The organism is Streptomyces sp. Ag109_O5-1 (assembly GCF_003814875.1).
GTDB lineage: Bacteria > Actinomycetota > Actinomycetes > Streptomycetales > Streptomycetaceae > Streptomyces > Streptomyces sasae.
Window position 1 is genome coordinate 1,220,918 of the sequence record NZ_RKQF01000001.1, and the last position, 22,082, is coordinate 1,242,999.

Here is a 22,082-nt window from a genome sequence, read left to right on the forward strand (position 1 = left end):
AGTTGCGAAACCCCCGACGGGCCCTCGCCCTTCGAGCGGACGACGCCGCTTCCAGGACACGCCGGGGCGGGAGCACGGCCCCGCCCCGGCCCGAGACGCACACCGGTGCCCGCGCCCGCGAGGTCCCGCCGTACCGGCGGCCACGTGTCTGACGTCATCGCGGGCGCGATGGCAGCCGCCGGACTCAGGCAGGTCCTGACTCCCCGTCCGGTCACGGACGGGGACCGGTTTCTCGGGCGCGTCCGTGACGATGCCAGATCCGGCGGCCGCCGCGTCGTCCCCAACTGCTCTGGTCCAGCTGCCGTAGGAGCCTCGGCCCTGCGCGTGTCCACACACGCGACAGCCAGGTAATCCAGATTTCAATTACTTGCTTTTCCTTGTGCCGATGATCAGATTCGGCCCATCAGTGATCCAGGAGTGAGTGTGCATTCTCTGTTCACGCGAAAATCGGGCGCTTGGGCGGCGGCAGTCCTCGCCGCCGCGCTGACCGCCCCCGGGACGGCCCACGGAGCGACTCCTCGTCCGGCCCCGCACGCCGTCGGCGACGGGTCCCCCGGAACGCGGGGCCTGCCGGTCACGGTGACGCTGATCACCGGCGACAGGGTGACGGCGATTCAGGAGCCTGACGGATCGGTGTCGGTGGACGGCGTCTCAGGCGTGACGGGAGCGGACGCCTCGGCGCGCGTCGTGGTCGAGGGCCGGGACACCTTCGTGTATCCCGACAGCGCCATGCCCTACATCGCGGCGGGACGGCTCGACAAGCAGCTCTTCGACATCACCCAGTTGACAGCCCAGGGTTACGACGACGCCCACATGAGCGCCCTCCCGTTGATCGTCACGCACGCTCCGGCCGGGAGCGGTGCCCCCGGCGGGCGGCTGCGGTCCGACGGTCCGCTGCCGGGAGCGAGAACGACCCTGGCTCTCCCGTCCGTCCACGGAGAGGCCGTCGAGGCTCGGCGGTCGACGGCACCCGTCTTCTGGGACGCCCTGACCGGCGACGGCGGACGGGCCGCCCTGCGGACGGCGGGGAGGATCGACGCGGCTTCCGGCGGAACGACCGGACCCTCCTTCGCGGCGGGTGTCGACAAGGTGTGGCTCGACGGCAGGGCGCGGGCGGACCTCGCGGACACCACGGCGCAGATAGGCGCCCCCGCGGCGTGGAAAGCGGGGGCGACCGGCGCGGGCGTCCGGGTGGCGGTGCTCGACACGGGCGTGGACGCCACACATCCGGATCTGGCCGGCCGCATCGTGGGGGCCCGTAGCTTCGTCGAGGGAGAGGACGTCGCCGACCGCAACGGACATGGGACGCACACCGCGTCCACGGTGGCCGGAACGGGAGCCGCCTCCGGCGGCAAGGAACGCGGAGTCGCCCCCGGCGCAGACCTGATAGTCGGCAAGGTCCTGGACGACAGCGGATCGGGCCCCATATCGGGCATCATCGCCGGCATGGAGTGGGCGGCACGGACCGAGCACGCCAAGGTCATCAACATGAGCCTGGGCACGCCGGCGTGGCACACCCAGGACGACCCGCTGAGTCAAGCGGTCGACCAGCTCAGTGCGGAGACCGGCGCCCTCTTCGTCATCGCCGCGGGCAACTCCGGGAACAACCCGTACAGCGTCAGCGCACCGGGAACGGCGGACGCCGCCCTCACCGTCGGTGCGGTGGACGCCGCCGACCACCTCGCGGACTTCTCCAGCGCGGGACCGCGGATGAACGACGACGCTCTCAAGCCCGACCTCACCGCTCCGGGGGTGGACGTACTGGCCGCCCGCTCGCAGCTGATGAGCTCGGGCGAAGGCTACTACCGTACGGACAGCGGCACTTCGATGGCCGCACCGCATGCCGCCGGGGCAGCGGTGCTGCTGGCCCAGAAGCATCCGACCTGGACCGGCCGGCGGATCAAGGACGCCCTGATGAGCACCAGCGCCCGAACCCCCGGCTACAGCCCCTACCAGGCCGGCACCGGCCGACTCGACGTGGGCGCCGCCTACCTGCAGGACCAGGTCGTCGCGAGCGGGTCTGTCGACGCAGGGCTCGTCCCCTGGTCGAAGGACCGGAAGCCGAAGCCGGTGAAGCGGCAGATCACCTACACCAACACGACCGGGCACCCGGTCACCCTGCGCCTCCAGGTGGACCGCGCAGACACGCCCGCAGGGGTGTTCACCCTCGCGGCCGACCGGGTCACGGTGCCGGCGCGCGGAACCTCGACGGTGACCCTCGTGGCAGATCCCCGGGGGCTGCGGCCGGGACAGTACGCCGCCCAGGTCACCGCCGGCTTCGCGGGCGGCACCGTGCACACCGCCGCGGGCCTGTCCGTCGAGTCCGAGAAGTACGGTCTGACGGTTCACCTCAAGGACCGGGCGGGCAAGCCCGTCAGCGGCGACGTCGAGATCACGGGAGCCGACGGGAAGACCACGATCATGTGGGTCCCGAACGGCACTCTCACCAGCCGCTTGGCCCCCGGCTCCTACACCGTCGTCTCCACCTTGGACGTGACGGGCCGCAACGGACCGCACTCCCTGGGATACGCCGTACTCGCCGCTCCCGAGCTGAAGCTGACGTCCGACATGAACGTCGACCTGGACGCGTCACGCATCCGCCGGATCAAGGTGGCCACGCCCAAGCCGACTTCGGTCACCACCGCCAGGATCGACCTCTACCGTTCCTTCACCTCCAGCCTGCCGACGCCCGCCGACGACCGGGCGCTGCACGAGATCCTCATGCCCTCACCCGCGTACGACAGCCTCTGGGCGCTTCCCAGCAAGGGCGAGGTGACCCAGGGCTGCTTCGTCTTCACCACCAGGATCCGCGCCAAGCAGACGCCGCTGAACATCACCTACGACGGGCACCGTCTGGATGACGCATTGCTGGTTCAGCCGGGATCCGCGTCGTTCCACGACGGCTCCACACACGTGGACGCGGTCTTCGCCGGCAACGGCGCGCCCGCCGACTACACCGGCCTGCACGCCCGCGGCAAAGCCGTCGTCGTCCGCCGCAGTGACGAGGTGACGCCGGCAGACCAGGCGGCCGCGGCGCATGCGGCGTCGGCGGCCATGCTCCTCGTCGTCAACGAGGGCAACGGCCGTGGGTACGACTGGTACGGCGATCCGGACCAGAGGACACCCGGCCCGCTCCCGGTCGCCTCGGTCGCCCAGGACGACGGAGAACGCCTGATCCGCACCCTCACAGCCACCGGAAAGAGGGGGACCGGTCTGGCAGTCGAAGCCCATCCCGCACCGGCGTACCTGTACGACCTGGCCGACTATCATCGGGGAGGAGTGCCGCAGGACCCCTCGCCGGACACGGACCCCGGCAGCCTCGCCCGCATCGACAACACCTTCTCCGCGCCCGCCGGCAAGCAGATCCTCGAGAGCCGGGAAGACAGCCCGTCGTACGAATACTGGCCTGCCGCCTACCCCTACTCCGTGTACGGGGGAACGCGCGTTCCTCCCTTCCCGCGGGAACCGGTGGCTACCCGGCACCGCACCGACTGGGTCTCCGCCAAAAACGGCGTCAAATGGCAGCAGTACGCGTCCATCGACGGATGGGCGACCTTCACCGACATCACGAGCTACCGGCCGCGCAGCGTCCACGGCGAGCACTGGTTCGGCCCCGTCACCCGGCCGCGGATGCTCAGCTTCGAGGTCCCGCACCGTGTCGGAGACGCCATGGGCGGCACACTCGCGGGATTCGGCGACGGGGGGTCCGCCCACAGCGGTGACACGGGCCTGATGTCCCGGAGCTTCGCGCTCTACCAGGGCGACAGGCTCCTGATGCGGAACGGCCCGCGGCCCGACTTCGGGGTCGGCGACCTCGCACCCCAAAAGCTGTCGTACCGGCTCGTCGCCGACACGCAGGGGAACACCGACCTGACCCCCTACTCCTCGACCACGCACACGGAGTGGACGTTCGTCTCCGGCAGCGTCGATGATCAGGCCATCCCTCTGGCCCAACTCGACTACGGAACGGACCTGGACGGCAGGGGGCGTGCGGCACGCCCCTCGGACTTCTCGGTCGACCCCGTCGTGGTCGGAAGCGACGCCGCGAAGGACGCCGTCACAGCGGTCGCACTGGAGGTGTCGTACGACGACGGCGCCTCCTGGCACCGGCAAGTCCTGAAGGACGACCGGGGCTCATGGCGGACCCGGCTCCACGCCCCGGCCCGGGCGACCTACGTGTCCATCCGTGTCACGGCCGAGCAGCGAAACGGCGGCGGTGTCCGGCAGACCATCAACCGGGCCTTCGGCCTCAGGTGACCTTCACGAGCGGCCGGGGCCCACGCCTACGACGGCATCCGGGCACCGGCCGCTCCAGAGGTCCACACGAAACGCACGGATGCCCGTGCCGGCGGGCCGGTGTCAGCGCGTGCAGACGAAGCTCGACGCGCTGTCCGGATCGCCGGCTCGATACCTGGGCCAATCCGGATACTCACAAGTGGACGAGTGCGGTCCTGGGCCGTATCGATCACGATCGGGTTCGTAGGAGCCTGCCCTCCTTCGACCCAGCGCTCGAGCGCGGAGAGCGAGTCCGAAGCAGCGGCGAACGCCGGGGGGCGAAGTGTCGCCGCGGCGGGCCAGGGTGATGAAGCGGGGGGTCTGCCGCACGATCGGGTGACAGCTTGGCCTGCCCCACGGTTTGGGTTCCAGCTGCGGTGGCTAACTGGCAGCGTGGGTGGTGTCTTGTGAGAGTAGTTCGTACTCGATGGGGGTGCGGTAGCACAGTCCGCTCACGCCGCCCTGGAGCACGCCCTGACCTGCGAGCATACGGGCCTGTATGGCGATGAGGACCTCACCCTCGGCGCCTACCTGAGCGAGTGGATCCGCACCAAGGAGGAGTCACTCAAGCCCACCACGTTCGTCCGCTACCGCGACTACGTCCGCTCCGATCTCATCCCCTCCTTCGGAGGCGTCGCGGTCCAGGATCTTCGCCCGCGGCACATCGTCGCCTGGCAGGAGGCCGAACTCGCTCGCGGCCGGGGCGCACAACCGTCTACCGGATAGGCGCCACCCTCTCCAGCGCGCTCGGCTCCGCGATGCGCGCGCGGCTGATCGCGGACAACCCGTGCCGGCACGGGTTGCTGTCGCGGCCGGCGGCTCAGAAGCGGATCTGCTGGAACCCCACCCAGGCGGCCGCGTTCCTGTGCCACAACCACACCCACTACGGCGATCAACTGCCGACCTGTTCGAGCTGCTGCTCGGCACCGGCATGCGCCGCGGCGAGGCCCTCGGCCTCCACTGGACAGACGTCCGCCTTCCGGAGAAGACCTTGCTGGTGCGCTGGAACCTCACGGCCGTCAACAACAACCGGCTCTACCTCAGCCACCCCAAGACCAGGGCGAGCCGGAACTGGGTGAGCCTGTCCTCGCGTGTGGCCGACGCTTCAACGCAGATCCGTGCACCAACCACTGGTTCCCAGGCCAACGTCTCCGATACCTCGGCCCAGTTGGAGGAGTAGACACTTGTGCCAGCGCTCGGGACATCTGGCCCAGGCCCCCGCCCGCCCCGATCGAAAGCACGCTGCCGACTGAGCATTGCGGCGTGGGAGCCTCGCGCGGACGCGCGTGACAGAGCCCAGGCTGCAGCTGCTGGGCGTGTATCTCGCGGCGTACAGCGATCCGGACTCGGGAGCGGGACTGCGTGAATACGACCGGGTCGTGCACGACCGCGGCATGCCCGAGCACGGCCTATCTCTGGTTCTACACGACCTCGCGGACAACGGTGTCCTCAAGACGTGGCAGATCTCCCTGACTCGGGGGACCTGCAATGGACGCTTTCACCGGGGATACGGTGAGCGTCCAGACCCTGCGGGCCGAGGCCGCCCTACGGGAGGTCCGAAGCATCACGGATCCCTGGTACCCGGCGCACCCCCGCCCCGGTCACGTCCGATGGAGTGGTGTACCGACGGCCACTCCACGAGACGGGCCCCGCCGCCATCATCTGTCCGGGACGCACTAGAAAGTCACAGGTCAGAGCATGTACCCGCGCCACCGGCCTGCCATCTGTGGCGCACCTTGACTGGGTCAAGGTGCGCCACAGCCCCTTCAAAGTGCACTGGTCCCCAAGCGGTCCCCAAGAATGATCAAAGGGCCACTTCAGATCTCCTCTGAAATGGCCCCTGACCTGCGACTTCGTAAAGTCGGGACGACAGGATTTGAACCTGCGACCCCTTGACCCCCAGTCAAGTGCGCTACCAAGCTGCGCCACGTCCCGGTGCCGTTTGACCTGGGGTTTCCCTGATCGAAACGTGCAAGGAAACAATACCGCACTCCGTCAGGTGGTCGCGCACGCCTTTTACATGGGGCGGAGCGACGGCTTGACCTCAAGTTTGGTCGAGGTTGCACGATCGTCGGTATGACGATCACCGAGCACCCCATGGACACCTACGCCGCTCTGCCCGCCCTGATGAGCCTCATGACCGGCGACGAGAAGCACGGCCCGGCAGCCACCTCCACGCTCGACGTGCTGTGGGTGCTCTACGACCGGGTGCTCCGGGTCACGCCCGGCCGGTTCGACGATCCGGCCCGGGACCGGTTCCTGCTCAGCAAGGGGCACGGGCCGATGGCGTACTACGCGGTGCTCGCCGCCAAGGGCTTCGTGCCCGAGAAGTGGCTGCCGGGCTTCGGCTCGTACGACTCCCCGCTCGGCCACCACCCCGACCGGACCCTCGTCCCGGGCGCCGAGATCGGCAGCGGCTCGCTGGGGCACGGGCTGCCGATCGCTGTCGGGGAGGCCCTGGGGCTGCGCATCCAGGGGCTGGACGAGCCGCGGGTGTGGGTGCTGATCGGGGACGCCGAACTGGACGAGGGCAGCAACCACGAGGCGATCGCCTTCGCCGGGCCCGCCGGGCTGGAGCGGCTGCACACCGTCGTCGTCGACAACTCCTCGGCCCGGCACGCCCGGCCCGGCGGGATCGCCGCCCGCTTCGGGGCGGCCGGCTGGTCGGCGGTGACCGTCGACGGCCGTGACCACGAGGCGCTGTACGCCGCGTTCACCGCCCCGCATCCGGGCCGCCCGCATGTGGTGGTCGCCCGCGTCGAACCCAAGTCGGCCTGACCACAGCCCCACGACGCCAGAAAGGCAGTCATCTCCATGGACACCATGCGTGACCGTTTCGTCCCCGTCGTCTCCCGGCTTCTCGACGAGGACCCGCGGGTCGCGGTCGTTCTCGCCGAGATCGGCGCGGCCACCCTGGAGGAGGCGCGGCGCCGTCACCCCGACCGGGTGATCAACGTCGGCATCCGCGAGCAGCTCCTGGTCGGGGCGGCGGCCGGGCTCGCGCTGACCGGGCTGCGGCCGGTCGTGCACACCTTCGCCAGCTTCCTCGTCGAGCGGCCCTTCGAGCAGGTCAAGCTGGACCTCGGCCACCAGGACGCCGGCGCGGTGCTGGTCAGCGCGGCCGCCTCCTTCGACTGGCCGGCCGGCGGCTACACACACATGGCGCCCGGCGATGTGGCCCTGCTGGACACCCTGGACGGCTGGACCGTGCATGTGCCCGGGCATCCCGACGAGGCGGAGACGCTGCTGCGGCACGCGGTCGCCGCGGGCGACGACAAGGTGTACGTGCGTCTCTCCCTGCAGTCGAACCGGCGGCCGCTGCCGGTCGACGGGCGGCGCTTCCACACAATCCGCGAGGGCCGCGCCGGTGTGATCGTCGCCGTCGGACCGATGCTGGACGCCGTCCTGGAGGCCACCGATGGCCTGGACGCCACCGTCCTGTACGCGACAACCGTACGACCCTTCGACGCGGCCGCGCTGCGCCGGGCCACCGGGTCCGCGGGTACCGACGTCGTGCTGGTCGAGCCGTATCTGGCGGGGACCTCCACGGCCGCCGTGAGCGAGGCGCTCGCCGACGTGCCGCACCGGGTGCTCGGGCTGGGCGTGGGACGGCACGAACTGCGGCGCTACGGCACGGTCGAGGAGCATGTGGCCGCGCACGGTCTGGACGCGGGAAGCCTGCGGGAGCGGATCAGCCGGTTCGTGACGGTGCCGATGCGGGTGTGACGGGTACAGTGCCGCTCCCGGCGTGATCGGCACGCTGCCGGTGTCGGCGGGATCAGCTCTCGTCCGGCAGCCCCAGCTCCGGGTAGGAGTCCAGGAGCCGGGGCGGCGCCGCCTGTCTCCAGGAGTCGGCAAGGATGTCCCTCAGTTCGGCCTCGTCCTCCAGCTCGGCGAGCCGCACCCGGACCCAGGCGAACTGGGCCTCGTGGTCGGCGATCCAGAACTTGCCGGGCTCGGCGAGCACCAGTTCGTCGCGTTCCTCCTTGGGACAGCGCACGGCGATGGAGGTCTCGTCCTCGGGCAGTGTGGCGAACATCTTCCCGGCGACCCGGAAGGTGGGCATGCTCCAGGCGGTCTTTTCGGTGGTGTCCGGCAGGGACAGGGCGACACGGCGTACGTCTTCGGCTTCCGGCATGCCACGAACCGTAGTCCCTGCCACTGACAGTCAGCAGGTCAGAGCTCCGACCTGCTTGTAGTACAGGGTCGTCGGGCGGAGCAGCCCGGCGGGGTCGGCCGCGTAGTCGGGAATCACCCCGGCACGGGTCCAGCCGGCCGTGCGGTAGAGGTGCTCGGCGGGACTGTCCGTCTCGGTGTCGAGGTGGAGCAGGGTGATCCCGGCGGCGGCCGCGGCCTCCTCCGCGACGGTCAGCAGCGCGCGTCCGACGCCCTGGCCGCGGGCATCCCGGTGGACCATCAGTTTCACCAGCTCGGCGCGGTGCCGGCTGTTGGGTTTACCGGGGAAGGCGAAGGCGAGGCCGACGGTCCCGACCACCCGGTCACGGCCGTCCAGGGCAGCCCAGACGGCGAGGTGTCCGGCGGCGACGGCGGCCACCCGTCCCTCCCACCAGGCGACGGCCTGCGCCTGGTCGAAGGGCACGAGGAAACCGATGGACGCCCCGCCGCTCACGGTGTCGGCCAGCAGCTCCGCCAACTCCCCCACCCGGTCCGACAGTTGCTCCACGCTCAGGCGCAGTGCCCTCACGGCCGCACCACCACCAGCACATACCGCGCCTCCCCCGTCCCGGCACACCGGAACCGCGTCGGCCCCCACACCCGCAGCCGCAGACAGTCACCGACGTCCAGGAGATGCTCGACGTCCTGCGCGGTCACGGCGATCCTCCCGTCGAGGACCCAGATGTGCTGCTCCAGGCCGGGTACGGGCGGCCGGTCGTAGGCGATGTCCGCGCCCGCCGCGAGCCGGCCCTCGACGAGCTCGCCGCGCAGTCCGCCGTGCGGCGGCGACACGGACCGCCGTACGAAACCGGAGGCGCGGTCCTCCCACACCTGCTGTTCGGCCGCGCGCAGCACGGGGGCGGGTTCCGCCTCGACCTCGCTGAGCAGCTGGGACATGGTCCGGCCGTAGACGTTGCAGAGCCGGTTGAGGAGTGCGGCCGTGGGGCTGGTCTCGGCCCGTTCGGCCCGGGACAGGGTGGACCTGCTCACCCCGCTGCGGTCCGCCAACTCGCCCAGGGACCAGCCGTGTTCGGCCCGCAGTTCGGCGAGGCGGCTACCGAGACGGGCATCGACGGGGTCGGGAACGACGACGTCTTCATGTCTCATATCCGGGACGATATCCCTGATGTGAGACGTGCGTGTTAAGGACGGCTCACGGCCGGGCCGCCTCGCCCAGCGCCTCCAGCACCGGACGGATCAGCGGGTGGTCCTCGGCTCCGCGCCGTACGGCCGCGAAGACACGGCGGGTCGGGGCGACGCCGTCGACGGGGCGTACGACCACGCCGGTCAGATCCATACCGCGCAGCGCCGAGCGCGGGACGAGCGCCACGCCCGCATCGGCCGCGGCCAGGGCCACCACGGCACGGAAGTCGTCGGAGGAGTGTTCGAGGCGGGGCTGGAAGCCGGCGCTCTCGCAGGCCAGGACGACCACGTCGTGGCAGGGGTTGCCGGGGTACGGGCCGATCCAGGTGTCCTTGGCGAGCTCGGCGAGGGGGACTTCGGCGGACTCCGCCAGTCGGTGGCGGAGCGGGACGACCGCGTCGAAGGGCTCGGCGTACAGGGGCGCGTGGGTGAGCCTGGGGTCGTCGGCGGGCGGGGCACCCCGGTACTCGACGGCGACCGCGACATCGACCTGCCGGTCCAGGACCATCGGAAGGCTGGCGTCGCCCTCGGCGTCCTGGACGCGGATCCGTATGCCGGGTGCGGTGCGGGCGAGACGGGCCACGGCGGGGGCGACCACCTGCGCGATGCCGGTCGCGAAGGCGGCGACGGTGACCGTGCCGGCCTCGCCGGAGCTGTAGGCGGCCAACTCGGCCTCGGCGCGCTCCAGCTGGGCGAGGACCGCGTTGGTGTGGCCGAGCAGGATCTCGCCGGCCGGGGTCAGCCGTACGCCCTTCGCGCCGCGTTCGACCAGGCGGTGGCCGGTCTCCTGCTCCAGGGCGGCCAGCTGCTGGGAGACCGCCGAGGGCGTCAGATACAGCGCGGCGGCAGCCGCCGTCACCGTGCGGTGGTCGGCCACCGCACGGAGGATGTGGAGCCGCCGCGCCTCGATCATGGGGTTGATTATTGCAATATGTCGGGGCCACCCACCCGACCGGTCCCACTCGGCCCGCCGGTGCCGGTCAGCCCACCGGTCCCATACGGGCTGCCGGTGCCGGTCAGCCCGCCGGTCCTACCCAGTCCACCGACCCGACCCCGGCCGACCCCACCCGGCCCGCCGGTGCCGGTCAGCCCGCCGGTCCTGCCCAGCCCACCGATCCGACCCGGGTCGTCCAGCCCGCCGGTCCCGGCCGACGGTCCGGTCCTGCTCAGCCGGTCAGTTCCGTCCGGGCAGCGATGAAGGCGTCGACCGCCCGGTCGACGTCGGCCGTCGAGTGCGCCGCGGACAGCTGTACGCGGATCCGGGCCTGGCCCTGCGGGACCACCGGGTACGAGAAGCCGATCACATAGACGCCCCGCTCCAGCAGCAGCTCGGCCATCCGGGACGCCTGTGCCGCGTCGCCGATCATCACGGGGGCGATGGCGTGGTCGCCCGGGAGGATGTCGAAGCCCTCCTCGGTCATCCGGCGGCGGAACAGGGCGGTGTTCTCGGCGAGCCGGACGCGCAGGTCGTCGGCCGACTCCAGCAGGTCGAGCACCTTGAGCGAGGCCGCCGCGATCACCGGGGCGAGGGTGTTGGAGAAGAGGTACGGGCGGGAGCGCTGGCGGAGCAGGGCGACGATCTCGGCGCGGGCCGCGACATAGCCGCCGGAGGCCCCGCCGAGGGCCTTGCCGAGGGTGCCGGTGACGATGTCGACGCGGTCCATGACGTCGTGCAGCTCGGGGGTGCCGCGGCCGGACGGGCCGACGAAGCCGACGGCGTGCGAGTCGTCGACCATGACCATCGCGTCGTAGCGGTCGGCGAGGTCGCAGATCTCGCCGAGCGGCGCGACATAACCGTCCATGGAGAAGACCCCGTCGGTGACGACCAGCCTGCGCCGGGCGGTCTGCGCCTCCTTCAACTGCCGTTCCAGGTCGGCCAGGTCACGGTTGGCGTAACGCATGCGGCGGGCCTTGGAGAGACGGATGCCGTCGATGATCGAGGCGTGGTTGAGGGCGTCGGAGATCACCGCGTCCTCCTCGCCGAGCAGGGTCTCGAAGACTCCGCCGTTGGCGTCGAAGCAGGAGGAGTAGAGGATCGTGTCCTCCTGGCCGAGGAATGCGGAGAGGCGGGCCTCCAGTTCCTTGTGGACCTCCTGGGTGCCGCAGATGAAGCGGACGGAGGCCATGCCGTAGCCCCAACGGTCCAGCGCCTCGTGGGCGGCGGTGACCACCTCGGGGTGGTCGGCGAGGCCCAGGTAGTTGTTGGCGCAGAAGTTGAGGACCTCGCCGGGGCGGCCGCCGGCGGTCACGGCGACGGTCGCGGACTGCGGCGTGCCGATCACGCGCTCCGGCTTGTGCAGTCCGGCGGCGCGGATCTCGTCGAGGGTGGCGCGCAGGTCGTCGCGCACGGAGTCGAACATCATCAGTCCCTAAGGAGATTCGGAGGGTCCGGATTCAGATGGTCCAGTCGAGGATGACCTTGCCGCCGCGGCCGCTCGCCGCGTCGGCGAACGCCGCCTCGAAGTCGCGGTACCCGTAGCGGCCGGTGATCACGGGTGCGAGGTCAAGGCCGCCTTCCAGCAGCACCGACATGGCATACCAGGTCTCGAACATCTCCCGGCCGTAGATGCCCTTGACGGTGATCATCGAGGTGACGATCCGGGCCCAGTCGACGGGGAACTCCTGGGCGGGCAGGCCGAGCATGGCGATACGGCCGCCGTGCGTCATGTTGGCGATCATGTCCCGCATCGCCTCGGGGCGGCCGGACATCTCCAGGCCGATGTCGAAGCCCTCGCGCAGGCCCAGTTCCCGCTGTCCGTCGGCGATCTGCGCCTGCGACACGTTCAGGGCGAGGCTCACGCCGATCTTGCGGGCGAGGTCGAGGCGTTCCTCGCTGACGTCGGTGATCACGACGTGGCGCGCACCCGCGTGCCGGGCCACGGCGGCCGCCATCAGGCCGATCGGGCCGGCCCCCGTGATCAGGACGTCCTCGCCGACGAGCGGGAAGGTGAGGGCGGTGTGCACGGCGTTGCCGAACGGGTCGAAGATCGCGGCCACGTCGAGCTCGACGGGGACCCGGTGCACCCACACATTGGTGGCGGGCAGCACCACGTACTCGGCGAACGCGCCGTCGCGGCCGACGCCGAGGCCGACCGTGGCCCGGCACAGGTGGCGCCGCCCGGCCTGGCAGTTGCGGCACTTGCCGCAGACGAGGTGTCCCTCGCCGCTGACCCGGTCGCCGACCTTGACATCCGCGACATCGCGGCCGGTCCCGACGACCTCGCCGACGAACTCGTGCCCGACCACCAGCGGGGTGGTGACGGCCTGCTGGGCCCAGCCGTCCCAGGCACGGATGTGCAGATCGGTGCCGCAGATGCCGGTGCGCAGCACCTTGATCAGTACGTCACCCGGTCCGACCGCGGGCTCCGGCACGTCAGCGAGCCACAGCCCGGGTTCCGCCTTCTCCTTGACCAGCGCCTTCAACGCTACGGCTCCTGTGCGTGAGGTCCCGGCCGCGGGCACGCCGAAGCGGCCCGCGGCCGGGCATGGGGGGTGGAATCGCACAGCAATCTGCCGTACCCGGGCACCTCAGGTCCATCGAGGTTTTCTTAAGCGCCGCCACAGCTCCGCTTCACGCCTGATCTTGGACGCTGAAAGTCCTGGTGGAGGCGGGGGACCCGGGCAGGGCACCGTGTCGAGGATGCCTTCCGCTTCGCCCGTCCGGCCGACGGCCGGGTGCAGTACGGCCGGGGACGCGCGGGGCTCCGCCGGGTGCCTGGGAGGGCTTGATGTGTCCGGGGGTCCGCGCCGGCGACCGGACCGCTACCGGGCCGATTGGCTGTCCCCTCTTCACAGCAGCGGGAGACCGTCGGCCTCGCGTCGCTCGATACGGGCCACCAGCTCCGCCGCCGAGGACTTGATGGTCTCCAGACCAGGCCGGCCCCAGGGCCGCGGCTCCACGTCGACCACGCACACCGTGCCGAGCACCGTTCCCGTGCTGTCGATGAGCGGGGCGCCCAGATAGGAACGAATACCGAACTCGTCGACGACCGGGTTGCCCGCGAACCGCGGGTAGTCGCTGACGTCCTCCAGGACCAGCGCCTTGCGGCGGACCACCACATGGGGGCAGAAACCATGGTCGCGGGCCAGCTCCCGGCCCAGCACCGGCGTACTGCCGTCGGGCTTCACCACGGGCGCCACGGCCGGCAGGTGCAGGCCGGCGAAGAACTGCCGGTTCTCGTCGATGAAGTTGACCATGGCGTACGGCGTCCGGGCGGCCTCGGCGAGCCGGTCGGCGTAGGCGTCGAGCTCGGGGTCGGGATGTTCGCCCAGGCGGAGTTGGCCGAGGCGCCGGATGCGCACGGGCGCCTCCTTGTCCTCCGGCGTGAGGAGCAGACGACCGGCCGGGCGCGCCGGGTCGTACCTCATGGGCAGGCTCCGTCGCTGTGGACGTGGGTCATATACGGGCTCCGTGTGGGGTGTGTGAGGTTCACATGTGGGCGCCGTGGCTCGGTGCGGAGACCGGGGCGTGGGCGATGAGATGACGGACGAGGGTGAGCAGGGTCTGGACGCCGGAGCTGGAGATACGGGCGTCACAGCGGACCACCGGGATCTCCGGGTCGAGGTCGATGGCGGCGCGCACCTCCTCGGGGTCGTAGCGGTAGGAGCCGTCGAACTCGTTGATGGCGACGATGAAGCCCAGGCCGCGCTCCTCGAAGAAGTCGACGGCCGCGAAGCAGTCCTCCAGGCGGCGGGTGTCGGCGAGGATGACCGCGCCGAGCGCGCCCTCGGACAGCTCGTCCCACATGAACCAGAACCGCTCCTGTCCGGGCGTGCCGAACAGGTAGAGCACGTGTTCCGCGTCCAGGGTGATGCGGCCGAAGTCCATCGCCACGGTCGTCTCGACCTTGTTCTCGATCCCGTCGAGGTTGTCGGTCGCGGCGCTGACCGTGGTGAGGAGTTCCTCCGTGGACAACGGCGCGATCTCGCTGACCGCGCCCACGAAGGTGGTCTTGCCGACCCCGAACCCACCGGCCACCAGGATTTTCAGCGCGGTGGGGAAGGGGTCAGAGCTGTCGTCGTAGTCCATCGAGCACTGCCTCCAGAAGGGACCGGTCAGTGGGGTTGTGGTGGAAGACGGGGGGCTTGGCGGTCAGCGCCCCGCAGTCGACGAGGTCGGAGAGCAGCACCTTGGTGACCACGGCCGGCAGCTTGAGGTGCGCCGCGATCTCGGCGACCGAGACGGGTGCGCGGCACAGATCGAGCGCCTGCGCGTGCTCGGGGCCGAGGTAACCGAGGGGCACGGACCCCGTGGCCATCACCTGCGACATCAGGTCGAGGGCGATGCTGGGCTCGGTGCGGCCGTTGCTGATCGTGAACGGGCGCACCAGGCGTCCGGCCGCGTCGTCCAGCCACGGCCCGTCGCCGGCTGCGGCCACCCTCAAGGCCTCATCGCCGTGGGTTCGACGGCGTGCTGTCGGGGCGCGGTGACGAGGTACGGGCGGACGCTCTTCACCAGCATCGCCATCTCGTAGCCGAGGACGGCGGCGTCGGCCTCCCGGCCGGCCAGTACGGCGAGGCAGGTGCCGGAGCCGGCGGTGGTGACGAACAGCAGCGTCGAGTCGAGTTCGACGACGACCTGGCGGACGTCCCCGCCGTCGCCGAACCGGACGCCCGCGCTGCGGCCGAGCGAGTACAGGCCGGAGGCGAGCGCGGCCATGTGGTCGGCGCTGTCCGGGTCGAGGCCGTGGACGGACTTCACCAGCCCGTCGCAGGACAGGAGCACCGCGCTGGTGGTGTGCGGTACGCGCTGCACTAGGCCGCTCATCAGCCAGTCGAGGTCGGATACCTGGGCGGTCGGCGCATCGCTCGCCATGGTGGATCGACTCCTTGAGTTACGAAGGTCTGCGGGAGCGCTGGGGGTGGGGGTGGAGGTGGAAACGGTGCTGGTCATCCGGCCGGGGCGCTCCCGTCGGGCCGGTGGGTGTAGTCGGAGGTGTGCACCTGGCGCAGGGCCGGGGAGGGGGATGGTGCGAGGGTGTGGGGCTGGGGGTGCGAGTGGGGGTCGGCCGGGTCCCTGTGTGCCTGGCTCGCATATGCGGAGGCCATAGGGTCTGAGGCCAGGTGGTCCGTGGTGTGGTGGTCTGGGATCAGGTCCGGACCCGTGTGCTGCGCGGCCCGGTACTCCGGCCCCATGTGCTCCGGGCCCATGTGCTCCGGTGCGAGGGGATCCAGGGCGGACCGGCCCAGGGTCGATCCGCCCGGGGGCGACTGGTCTGGGATCGTGTAGTCCGGGACTATGTGCCCGCCATCCACACGGGGAGCGTCCCTGTGGGCCACGCCCATGTGTGCGGTCTCCATGTGCGTGGCATCCGCATGGGTGGCATGGGATGTGCTGGTCGCCTCGTCGATACCCGGGCCGGCTGCCCTCATGTCGTGGGGGGCCATGTCGGCCAGGCCCATACCGGCCAGCCCGGTGTAGCGGGACTCACCATGTGCCCCGTTCATGGGCTCGGCGGCTGCCGGCTCCGTCTGGTCGGCCTCCAGGTGTTGTTGGGCCTCGGCGAGGCCGATGCCGCGTTGGAAGGCGGCCATCAGGCCGGGGTCGTGTCCGACCGGGGTCTCGTTGTCCTGGCGGGGTGCCGGGCCGCCGCGGAGCTGGGGGACGATGTGCTCCTGGGCGCGGCGGCGCGGCAGTTGGGGTTTGCCCATGGTGCCGCGAACGGCGCCGACGCGCGGGACGGGTGCGTTGCCCGCGTGTTCGGCGACCACCGGCCGGTCCTCGGGCCGGATGCCGGGCAGCGCCTCGGCGGGGTTGGCCCGGCTCTCCTGGGCGCCGCGCACCGGAAGCGGCGCGGGTGCGCCTCCGTGCTGTGCGTGTCGTCGCCGCCCACCGGCGGCGGGTGTGGCCGGACCGCTCTGCTGTGCGGGCCGCCGGCCGGCGGGAGCGGCTCCCTGCTCGCCGCTGTCCGCGTCGGGGCCGGCGGCTCCGCCCCGGAGGCCGTCCAGTGCCCCGGTGTCGTGGGACGGCGCGGCGGCCCCGCCCCCCGGCGCCCCCGGTGCTCCGGCAACCGCCCCCGGGTCACGCGGCTGCGGTACGGCCCCGGACGTGCCCGGTGCCGTACCGAGCAGGCCCTGAGGGACGACGAGGACGGCCTGGACGCCGCCGTAGATGTTGGTCTGGAGGCGGACGTTGATGCCGTGGCGGCGGGCCAGCTGGGAGACGACGAAGAGGCCGATGCGGCCGTCGGCCAGCAGGCTGGCCACGTTGACCTGGTCGGGGTCGGCTAGCAGGGCGTTCATCTTGGACTGTTCGCCGACCGGCATGCCGAGTCCGCGGTCCTCGACCTCGACCGCGAGGCCGGAGGTGACGAGGTTGGCGCGGAGCAGCACCTGGGTGTGCGGGGCGGAGAACACGGTGGCGTTCTCGACGAGTTCGGCGAGGAGGTGGATGACGTCGGCTACGGCGTGGCCGCGCAGTTCGCCGTCGATCGGGGGGACGAGTTTGACCCGGGAGTACTGCTCGACCTCGGCGATGGCGGAGCGCAGCACCTCGGTCATGGAGACCGGGTTGCTCCACTGCCGCCGGGAGACGGCGCCGCCGAGCACGGCGAGGTTCTCGGCGTGTCGCCGGATGCGGGTGGCCAGGTGGTCGACGTGGAAGAGGCCCTTGAGGAGGTCCGGGTCCTCGATCTCGTTCTCCAGTTCGTCGAGGATCGAGATTTCCCGGTGCACGAGAGACTGAAGCCGCCGCGCCAGGTTGACGAAGACCTCCAGCTTCTGTTCGCTGCCGGCCTGGCTGGAGAGCTGGGCGGCCTGCACGACGGCGGTGACGGCGCCGTCGTGCGCGCGGGAGAGGTCGGCGGCGAGCAGTTCGAAGTCGTCGGCGTCCGCGGGCGGTCCGCCGCGCGGCTTGCGCTGGGGCGGGGTGTCGCCGCGGCGCAGCGCGTCGACGAGGGCGAGCAGATCGGCCTCGCCGCGGGCGGCGTTGCGGCGCAGCCCGGCGACGCGGTCGCTGACCGAGCGGGCGGCCCGGCCCGCGGCCACGGCGGCGATCACGATGCCCGCGGCCGTCACCGAGACCGCTCCGGCGAGCACGGCCAGCAGGGTGAGGCTGGGCCGTGCCCCGGTGGAGCGGACGGTGAACAGGACGGCCGCGCAGCCGCTGAGCGCCACCGCGACCGGCGGCAGCACGGCGAGGCGCATCAGCTGAGGCCGTATGTGGGTCTCGGGCAGCGCGGGAACGGGGCGGGCGACCGGACGTCCGTGCCGGCCGCCCTCACGGCGGTCGGCACGGGCGGCCGGTGCACGGAGGTGAGACATCTGCGTCCTCGTACTGGTCCGTCGGGCCTGGATTTCTCGCGCGGGCCGCGCGAGGTGGGCATGCGCCATCGCGGTGCCGGCCGAGGGGACCGCAAAAGAATTCGGCCCCGCGTCGTCCGACGGACACTCACAGTAGTCGCCAAGGCATCATGTGCGGTGGGCAGTTGACAAAGTCACCCGGAGATGGTCCCGCTCTGGTATGAGCCGTCGTACGAAAGACCGATAACCCCCTCGGCATCTCGCCCTCGAACCGCCCTCGTCCGGTCCGACCTGCTCAAAAACGGTCGCACATTGAAGGCGAGGGCCGGGGCGCCCGATGCTCTCAACCCGCGCGCCAACCGCCCGTCCGTGCGCCCTGGCCGTCCCGGCAGGACACCCGCACGGCCCACACGACCTCCCGATCACCCCCCAAAACATCACCCAGAGTGATGTCGGTGGCCTCGGCCGCCGTTCGCCGTCCCGCAGGGGTCGCCGTCGTGGACGTCGATGCCCGTCACCGCGTCGATACCCGTCACCGCGTCGGTCGCGGCCCGGGTCAGGTCCGGGTCGCTGAGGACGTCCGTGCTGTCGATGAACTGGTCCACCGCGCCGACCGTCGCCAAATCGCGCAGGTCCGGGTCCTTGATGCGGGCGGTGAGGGCACGGGTGAAGCGGTCGGCGCGCAGCACCTGGAAGGGTCTGGAGTGGTAGGGGCGCGTGGCGGCGTCGACGCGGTCGGTGAGCTCCAGTTCGTTGTGCAGATGGGCGACGATCCCGTAGGCGTGGACCAGGTGCCGCTCACGTACGTGCCAGTCCGTTGCGGCGAGCACGGAGGTGAGGACAGAGGTGAGCCGAGGGGCCGCGGGGGTACGGGCGAAGGCGCTGCCGAGCCATTTGCCGTAGGGCGGGTAGCGCCGGTTCATGAGCAGGCAGAGCCGCATGAGGTCGCGGACCAGACGGCCGGCCTCGACGGCGGAGCCCAGTTCGTCGCCGACCTCGCCGCAGCGGCCGACGAAGGCCTCCTTCTGGGCGATGCGCCGCCACTGGCAGGCGAGGACATGGAGCCAGAGGTCATGGGGGTACCAGCGCAGTGCGGTCCGTGCCGGGGTGAGGGTGTGGAGGCCGTCGTGGAAGACGGCGCCGCCGGTGACCTCGGCGAGGAGCTGGGTGGGGGTGGCGAGCCACTGTGCCGGGGTGACGCCGGAGGCCGGGTCGAAGCCGAGTGCGGCGCGGAACCAGGAGGAGACGGCGGTCACCTCGACACGGTGGTGCACCGGGCCGTCGGTGATCTGCATGACCCGGACGTCCGGGTCCCCCGTGGCGGCGAAGTGCGTGGGCCAGCCGTGGAAGGTCTTCGGGAGATGCTGGGCGAGCATGTGCCGGATACGGGCGGCATGGCGCGGCACGTCGTGGGGGTGGAGGAAGAGCTGGAGGCGCGGCCCCCATTCGTGGTCGGCGGAGCGTTCGGTGTCGTAGCCGAGGACTTCGGAGCCCGGGCCGATCCGGGCCGCCGTGTGGGGTATCCCGGGGGCGGCCTCCTCCAGCAGCGAACGTACGGCCTCGGTGTAGAAGCGCCGGGACAGCTCAAGTCCCGGTAAAAAAGCAGGGGTTGGCATATGTGCATGGCTCATGCCCATGCCCCTGCCCAGGTTGTGCAGGGGCATGCACGCCAATTTCACGGCACCGCCACAACGGCGGCGCCCTTACTTCACAAGATCGTCCGCCTCCGGCGTCACCGCTCCGCCGGCGAGGTCGAGGGTCTCCGGCCCGGCCTCGCTCCGCGGCTGGACGGTGCGGCGCCACGGCCGGGCGATCGGTGCCGACGCCTCACGCCACCACCGGTCGGCGGGCAGTTTCCCGGACGCCTCGAAGGGCTCACCGGGACGCGGCAGCGCCACCGCCTGGCCCGCCTCGTCGCCCGCGTCCTTCGTCCACTCCCCCGGCTCGGCCCAGGCGTGCGGGGCGAGGTTGAAGGTGCCCCAGTGGATCGGCAGCAGCACCCCGTGCGGGCCGCCGCCCTGCAGGTCGAGGTGGGCGCGCACACCCTCCTCGGGTGTCATGTGTATGTCCGGCCAGAAGTCGCTGTACGCGCCGATCTGGATCATCGTCAGGTCGAACGGCCCGTGGTCGGCGCCGATGTCCTTGAAGCCCTCGAAGTAGCCGGTGTCACCGCTGTGGTAGATCCGGTGCTCCTCGCCCGCGACGACCCAGGAGGCCCAGAGGGTGTGCTGGGTGTTGCGCAGCCCGCGGCCGCAGAAGTGGCGGGCGGGGGTGGCCGTCAGGGTCAGTCCGCCGACCCTGGTCTCCTCGTGCCAGTCCAGCTCACGCAGCCGGTCGGCGGGGACGCCCCACTGTTCGAGGTGGGCGCCGACGCCGAGCGGCACGGCGAACAGGGTGTCCGTGCCGGCCAGCGCCTTGATGGTGGGCAGGTCGAGGTGGTCGTAGTGGTCGTGCGAGATGACCACCACGTCGACCGGGCCGAGCGCGGCCAGCGGCAGCGGTACCGGGTGCAGCCGCTTGGGCCCGGCGAACGGGAACGGGGAACAGCGCTCGCCCCAGACGGGGTCGAACAGCACGCGGTGCCCGTCGATCTCGGCGAGCACGCTGGAGTGCCCCGTCCACGTCACCCGCAGCCCGCTCGCCGCGGGGCGGGCGAGGTCGGCCACGGTCGTGGCATGAACCGGGATGGTGCCTCTGGGGGCGCGGCGGGGTCGCTGCTCCTTGTCGAAGTAGAGTTTCGCGAACTCCAGCATCGAGCCCGAGGGCCGGGTACGGGCGGTGCCCCCGGGGTTCTGGAAGACACCGTCCTTGAAGTGCGGTGAGCCCTGGATGCGGGCCAGGCGCTCGCCGCCGGGGTCCGCGCCGAAGGCAGCGGGCCGCAGCGCTCGGAGCCCGGCGCTCAGGGAACTCGAACCGGTCACGGTACCTCCAGTGGTATTGCCGAGGTTCTCCATTATGGTCGGCCCCTCGGACAACCGGCGTTGACACCGGACCATTCCCCTCCGAATACTGACCCACTGTTCAGTAATACCCCGCCACACACCCCTCGCAGGAGCCACCATGGCCGCTCCCCTGATGTCCCTCGTCTGGACCGACCACGTCACCGGCCGCCAGGGCTTCCTGGTCGTCGACCGGCTGGTGCGCGGTGTGGCCAGCGGCGGTCTGCGGATGCGGCCGGGCTGCACGCTGGAGGAGGTCACCGGGCTCGCGCGCGGCATGACGATGAAGGAGGCCCTGCACTACAACCCCGCGGGCCGCTACATCCCCCTGGGCGGCGCCAAGGGCGGCATCGACTGCGATCCGCAGGACCCGGGATCGTATGCGCTCCTCGTGCGCTACCTGCGCGCCATGCGGCCGTACATCGAGAGCTTCTGGACCACCGGCGAGGACCTCGGGCTCACCCAGGACCTGGTGGACCGGGCGGCCGCCGAGGCTGGGCTGGTCTCGTCCGTCCAGGCCGTGTATCCGCTGCTGGACGACGAGACGGCCGCCCGGCGACGGCTGGCCGACGCCTTCGCGGTCGAGGTCGACGGGATCGGTCTCGACGAGCTGGCCGGCGGCTGCGGGGTGGCCGAGTCGGCGCTCACGGCCCTGGACCGGGCCGGGGTCCCGTATGCGGGGACACGGGTCGCCGTACAGGGGCTGGGCACCATGGGCGGGGCCACGGCGCGGTTCCTCGCCCGCGCGGGGCTGACGGTCGTGGCCGTCGCCGACGTCAAGGGCACGGTCGCCAACCCGGCGGGCCTGGACGTGGAGGCGCTGCTGCGCGCGCGGGACACGTACGGCACCGTCGACCGTGCGGTGCTGCGCCCCGGCGATCTCGAGCTGCCGGGCGACGCCTGGCTGGCCGCCGACGCGGAGGTGCTGGTGCCGGCGGCGGTGTCGTACGCGATCGACGCGGCCAACGAGCACCGGGTCACCGCCCGCTGGATCGTGGAGGCGGCCAACATGCCGGTGCTGCCCGAGGCGGAGGAACGGCTCGCCGCGCGCGGGGTGACCGTGCTGCCGGACGTGGTGGTCAACTCGGGGACCAACGCCTGGTGGTGGTGGACCCTCTTCGGCGACATCGGCCCGGACGCCGACGAGGCGTTCGCCCACACCCGCCGCTCGATGCGGGCCCTGGTGGAGCTGATGCTGGACCGCGCGGACGGCGACGGCACGACCCCGCGTGCCGCCGCCCACGCCCTGGTGACCGACCGGCTGCCGGTGATCGCGGAGCGGTTCGGCTGGTACCGGTGACCGCAGGG

The 22,082-nt window shown here is 71.5% G+C and carries 18 protein-coding genes, 1 tRNA gene and 1 pseudogene; 6 read left to right on the forward strand and 14 right to left on the reverse strand.

Going from position 1 to position 22,082, the window contains the following annotated elements:
* Window positions 1-423: 423 nt before the first annotated feature.
* The 3 genes from EDD90_RS05565 to EDD90_RS05580 all read left to right on the forward strand — a co-directional run bounded on the left by EDD90_RS05565 (window position 424) and on the right by EDD90_RS05580 (window position 5,455).
* Entirely contained in the window at window positions 424-4,257 is a 3,834-nt protein-coding gene (locus EDD90_RS05565) for a S8 family serine peptidase (protein WP_260327653.1), read from the forward strand.
* 513 nt (window positions 4,258-4,770) lie between these two features.
* Window positions 4,771-5,001 (forward strand): N-terminal phage integrase SAM-like domain-containing protein, encoded by a 231-nt coding sequence (locus tag EDD90_RS58870; RefSeq protein WP_398928440.1) that lies wholly within the window; start codon window positions 4,771-4,773, stop codon window positions 4,999-5,001.
* Between the two features lie 139 nt (window positions 5,002-5,140).
* Window positions 5,141-5,455 (forward strand): tyrosine-type recombinase/integrase, encoded by a 315-nt coding sequence (locus tag EDD90_RS05580; protein ID WP_123972027.1) that lies wholly within the window; start codon window positions 5,141-5,143, stop codon window positions 5,453-5,455.
* A gap of 681 nt (window positions 5,456-6,136) precedes the next feature.
* On the opposite strand, the gene EDD90_RS05585 is transcribed toward EDD90_RS05580, so the two are convergent.
* Window positions 6,137-6,210: transfer RNA gene (locus tag EDD90_RS05585), tRNA-Pro, on the reverse strand.
* Window positions 6,211-6,351: 141 nt separating this feature from the next.
* On the opposite strand from EDD90_RS05585, the gene EDD90_RS05590 reads away from it, so the two are divergent.
* Entirely contained in the window at window positions 6,352-7,053 is a 702-nt protein-coding gene (locus EDD90_RS05590) for a transketolase (protein ID WP_123972028.1), read from the forward strand.
* A gap of 36 nt (window positions 7,054-7,089) precedes the next feature.
* The gene (locus tag EDD90_RS05595) at window positions 7,090-8,001 is read left to right on the forward strand and encodes a transketolase family protein (protein WP_123972029.1); all 912 of its coding nucleotides are present in this window, start codon (window positions 7,090-7,092) and stop codon (window positions 7,999-8,001) included.
* 52 nt (window positions 8,002-8,053) lie between these two features.
* On the opposite strand, the gene EDD90_RS05600 is transcribed toward EDD90_RS05595, so the two are convergent.
* The 13 genes and pseudogenes from EDD90_RS05600 to EDD90_RS05660 all read right to left on the reverse strand — a co-directional run bounded on the left by EDD90_RS05600 (window position 8,054) and on the right by EDD90_RS05660 (window position 20,756).
* A complete protein-coding gene (locus tag EDD90_RS05600; RefSeq protein WP_123972030.1) occupies window positions 8,054-8,413 on the reverse strand; it encodes an MmcQ/YjbR family DNA-binding protein in 360 nt (119 codons plus the stop codon).
* A gap of 30 nt (window positions 8,414-8,443) precedes the next feature.
* The gene (locus EDD90_RS05605) at window positions 8,444-8,980 is read right to left on the reverse strand and encodes a GNAT family N-acetyltransferase (protein ID WP_123972031.1); all 537 of its coding nucleotides are present in this window, start codon (window positions 8,978-8,980) and stop codon (window positions 8,444-8,446) included.
* Entirely contained in the window at window positions 8,977-9,558 is a 582-nt protein-coding gene (locus tag EDD90_RS05610; protein ID WP_123972032.1) for a helix-turn-helix domain-containing protein, read from the reverse strand. Before EDD90_RS05610 ends, EDD90_RS05605 begins: the two co-directional genes overlap by 4 nt.
* Window positions 9,559-9,604: 46 nt before the next feature.
* Complete coding sequence (locus tag EDD90_RS05615; RefSeq protein ID WP_123972033.1) at window positions 9,605-10,507, reverse strand: LysR family transcriptional regulator; 903 nt, start codon at window positions 10,505-10,507, stop codon at window positions 9,605-9,607.
* Window positions 10,508-10,760: 253 nt separating this feature from the next.
* Window positions 10,761-11,954, reverse strand: a complete 1,194-nt coding sequence (locus EDD90_RS05620) for a glycine C-acetyltransferase (RefSeq protein WP_123980928.1) — start codon at window positions 11,952-11,954, stop codon at window positions 10,761-10,763.
* A gap of 34 nt (window positions 11,955-11,988) precedes the next feature.
* Window positions 11,989-13,017 (reverse strand): L-threonine 3-dehydrogenase, encoded by a 1,029-nt coding sequence (gene tdh / locus EDD90_RS05625; protein WP_123972034.1) that lies wholly within the window; start codon window positions 13,015-13,017, stop codon window positions 11,989-11,991.
* 366 nt (window positions 13,018-13,383) lie between these two features.
* A complete protein-coding gene (locus tag EDD90_RS05630) occupies window positions 13,384-13,962 on the reverse strand; it encodes a GAF domain-containing protein (protein WP_123972035.1) in 579 nt (192 codons plus the stop codon).
* A 61-nt stretch (window positions 13,963-14,023) separates the two neighbouring features.
* A complete protein-coding gene (locus tag EDD90_RS05635) occupies window positions 14,024-14,623 on the reverse strand; it encodes an ATP/GTP-binding protein (protein ID WP_123972036.1) in 600 nt (199 codons plus the stop codon).
* Window positions 14,601-14,972 carry a DUF742 domain-containing protein gene (locus tag EDD90_RS05640; RefSeq protein WP_123972037.1) on the reverse strand — a complete coding sequence of 124 codons (372 nt, stop codon included), beginning with the start codon at window positions 14,970-14,972 and terminating at the stop codon, window positions 14,601-14,603. The genes EDD90_RS05635 and EDD90_RS05640 overlap by 23 nt, the downstream gene beginning before the upstream one ends.
* Window positions 14,973-14,974: 2 nt before the next feature.
* Complete coding sequence (locus EDD90_RS05645) at window positions 14,975-15,409, reverse strand: roadblock/LC7 domain-containing protein (protein ID WP_046728213.1); 435 nt, start codon at window positions 15,407-15,409, stop codon at window positions 14,975-14,977.
* Window positions 15,410-16,047: 638 nt separating this feature from the next.
* Window positions 16,048-17,856: pseudogene (locus EDD90_RS05650) on the reverse strand (ATP-binding protein); the annotation flags it as partial.
* 416 nt (window positions 17,857-18,272) lie between these two features.
* On the reverse strand, window positions 18,273-19,451 hold the full coding sequence (locus EDD90_RS05655) for a DUF4037 domain-containing protein (protein WP_123980930.1): 1,179 nt from the start codon (window positions 19,449-19,451) through the stop codon (window positions 18,273-18,275).
* An 87-nt stretch (window positions 19,452-19,538) separates the two neighbouring features.
* Window positions 19,539-20,756: an MBL fold metallo-hydrolase gene (locus EDD90_RS05660; protein ID WP_260327656.1), complete on the reverse strand. Its 1,218-nt coding sequence runs from the start codon at window positions 20,754-20,756 to the stop codon at window positions 19,539-19,541.
* A gap of 139 nt (window positions 20,757-20,895) precedes the next feature.
* Between EDD90_RS05660 and EDD90_RS05665 the strand changes: the two genes are divergently transcribed.
* A complete protein-coding gene (locus EDD90_RS05665; RefSeq protein ID WP_123972039.1) occupies window positions 20,896-22,074 on the forward strand; it encodes a glutamate dehydrogenase in 1,179 nt (392 codons plus the stop codon).
* The last annotated feature ends 8 nt before the right edge of the window (window positions 22,075-22,082 follow it).

What these genes read in the sequence shown, in the direction of transcription:
- EDD90_RS05590 (WP_123972028.1), top strand. Translation starts at nt 6,352, where the DNA reads ATGACGATCACCGAGCACCCCATGGACACCTACGCCGCTCTGCCCGCC.
- EDD90_RS05595 (WP_123972029.1), top strand. Translation starts at nt 7,090, where the DNA reads ATGGACACCATGCGTGACCGTTTCGTCCCCGTCGTCTCCCGGCTTCTC.
- EDD90_RS05600 (WP_123972030.1), bottom strand. Translation starts at nt 8,413, where the DNA reads ATGCCGGAAGCCGAAGACGTACGCCGTGTCGCCCTGTCCCTGCCGGAC.
- EDD90_RS05610 (WP_123972032.1), bottom strand. Translation starts at nt 9,558, where the DNA reads ATGAGACATGAAGACGTCGTCGTTCCCGACCCCGTCGATGCCCGTCTC.
- EDD90_RS05615 (WP_123972033.1), bottom strand. Translation starts at nt 10,507, where the DNA reads ATGATCGAGGCGCGGCGGCTCCACATCCTCCGTGCGGTGGCCGACCAC.
- EDD90_RS05620 (WP_123980928.1), bottom strand. Translation starts at nt 11,954, where the DNA reads ATGTTCGACTCCGTGCGCGACGACCTGCGCGCCACCCTCGACGAGATC.
- EDD90_RS05630 (WP_123972035.1), bottom strand. Translation starts at nt 13,962, where the DNA reads ATGAGGTACGACCCGGCGCGCCCGGCCGGTCGTCTGCTCCTCACGCCG.
- EDD90_RS05635 (WP_123972036.1), bottom strand. Translation starts at nt 14,623, where the DNA reads ATGGACTACGACGACAGCTCTGACCCCTTCCCCACCGCGCTGAAAATC.
- EDD90_RS05645 (WP_046728213.1), bottom strand. Translation starts at nt 15,409, where the DNA reads ATGGCGAGCGATGCGCCGACCGCCCAGGTATCCGACCTCGACTGGCTG.
- EDD90_RS05655 (WP_123980930.1), bottom strand. Translation starts at nt 19,451, where the DNA reads ATGCCAACCCCTGCTTTTTTACCGGGACTTGAGCTGTCCCGGCGCTTC.
- EDD90_RS05665 (WP_123972039.1), top strand. Translation starts at nt 20,896, where the DNA reads ATGGCCGCTCCCCTGATGTCCCTCGTCTGGACCGACCACGTCACCGGC.